The 1,940-nt window shown below is 69.3% G+C and carries 2 protein-coding genes and 1 tRNA gene; 1 reads left to right on the plus strand and 2 read right to left on the minus strand.

Translation table 11 applies throughout. The features are described 5' to 3' along the window. Positions 1-127 precede the first annotated feature (127 nt). Together I5G_RS22835 and I5G_RS15165 are read right to left on the minus strand one after the other, a co-directional pair. Entirely contained in the window at positions 128-931 is an 804-nt protein-coding gene (locus I5G_RS22835) for an isopenicillin N synthase family oxygenase (protein WP_051038829.1), read from the minus strand. A gap of 292 nt (positions 932-1,223) precedes the next feature. Continuing rightward, positions 1,224-1,308 (minus strand) — tRNA-Leu (locus I5G_RS15165). Between the two features lie 149 nt (positions 1,309-1,457). On the opposite strand from I5G_RS15165, the gene I5G_RS15170 reads away from it, so the two are divergent. Next, on the plus strand, positions 1,458-1,940 hold a 483-nt coding region (locus tag I5G_RS15170), incomplete at its 3' end, for a M20/M25/M40 family metallo-hydrolase (RefSeq protein ID WP_022879813.1).

Below are 1,940 nucleotides of genomic sequence, written 5' to 3' on the forward strand. Positions count from 1 at the left end.
TTGTAGAGCGCGGGCCACTCGCGCGACGCGAAGTGGGGGAGCACCCCGACCACCGCGTCGGCGTGGCNGTCGTGGAAGAACGCCGCCGACCGGCGCCGCTCGATCGTCCCGTCGATCACGGGCGGCTTCACCGGTGCAGCGTCGACAGCCACTTGTCGTTCGTGAGCCGCGCGGCCACGTCGCCGACGTTCACCAGCAGCGCGCCCTCGGCCGGCATGACGTCGTTCCACGATCCGTCGAGCCCCAGCACCTGCAGTCCGGCGACGCGGTCGGCCCACAGCACCGTCACGAGGCCGTAGTCGGTGTGCTCGCCCATGCCGGTCAGCTCGGCGCCGAGCTCGATCGAGCCCGGTGGCAGCGCGTAGTTGTTCATCCGGAGCACGTCGATCGAGTGATCCGTGAGCGTGTCGAAGTAGTCGTCCGGCACCCGCAGGGCCGCGGCGAAGATGTGGGTCAGCGTTCGCGCCACTCGCCGGGCCTCGTCGTAGTACGACTCGACGGCACCGCGGAAACCCGGTATCGCCTCCGGCCACGTGTTCTCGGCATAGTGCGCAGGGGTGGCCGTCGTCCCCGGATACGCGCGCCACGACGTCCCCACGTTGAACGCCTCGAAGAAGTCGTTCATCCGCGTCACCGGGTCGATACCCAGGCTGTAGCTCAGCGACTCGCTCTTCGGAGGCGTGTAGCCGCGGTTCTCGGATGCCGGACGCACGTACTGCTTCTTGGCATCCAGGCTCAGCTCGAAGAAGGCGTCGAGCGCCTCCTCGAGGTCGGCGATCGTCCGGTCGGGCACCCCGTGCCCCACGATCTGGAAGAAACCGACGGTGCGGCACGCGTGATCGACGGCGGCGACGACGGCGGCACGCGCCACTTCGGAACCCGGGCCGACCCATGCGGAGATGTCGATGGTGGGAACGTGGAACCGGTACATGTGGCATCCATCCTTCCGGGATGCCTCGACGCTAGAGCCGCGATGTCACATCGGCGTTTCGTCGGTGTCACGTGTATCGAAGGACGGAAAACGACGAAGGCCCCGGACGGATCCGGGGCCTTCTTCGTTCTGTGCGCGAGGGGGGACTTTCCCCACCGCCCCTCCACGCGCCGCTGCGCGGCACGCGGAGCCTCCGGCGGCGTGGGCCCAACCCCGCACGGGTTCGCCGCCCTCCCGCTCCCGCAGAAATGAGAAAGACCCCCGGGATGAACCCGGGGGTCTTTCTCATCTGTGCGCGAGGGGGGACTTGAACCCCCACGCCCTATACGGGCACTAGCACCTCAAGCTAGCGCGTCTACCTATTCCGCCACCCGCGCATTGGGTGTCTGTCGCTTTCGCAACGAAGAACCACATTACCACGCCTGGAGCGCACCCCACGAACCGGGGTCGCGCCCCGGGCGCGTCCCGCTCCGCAGCCACGTGGCGTGGACGGGGGAGGGCGCACGCGCCGGGTACCGTAGTGCCCATGTCCGAGCACGACGCCGACCCGCCCGAGGTCGCCCGCGTGGCCGCCGACCTCATCCGCTTCGACACCACGAACTTCGGCGGGGGCCGGTCCCGCGGCGAGCGCGAGGCCGCCGAGTACGCCGGCGCGTATCTCGAGGCCCTCGGCCTGGACGTCGACTACTACGAGCCGATCGACCGCCGCACGAACCTCTCGACGCGCATCCCGGGTCGCAACCGCGACAAGCCCGCGCTCATCCTGCACGGCCACCTCGACGTCGTCCCGGCCGTCGCCGAGGACTGGAGCGTCGACCCGTTCGCGGGCGAGATCCGCGACGGCATCCTGTGGGGCCGCGGTGCGGTCGACATGAAGGACATGGATGCCATGATCCTCACCGCCGTGGCCGACGTGCTGCGTGCGGGGGAGCAGCCCGAACGCGACATCATCGTGACGTTCTTCGCCGATGAGGAGAACGGCGGGGTCGAGGGCTCGGCTTTGGTCGTC

This window comes from Microbacterium sp. B19, assembly GCF_000333395.1.
GTDB lineage: Bacteria > Actinomycetota > Actinomycetes > Actinomycetales > Microbacteriaceae > Microbacterium.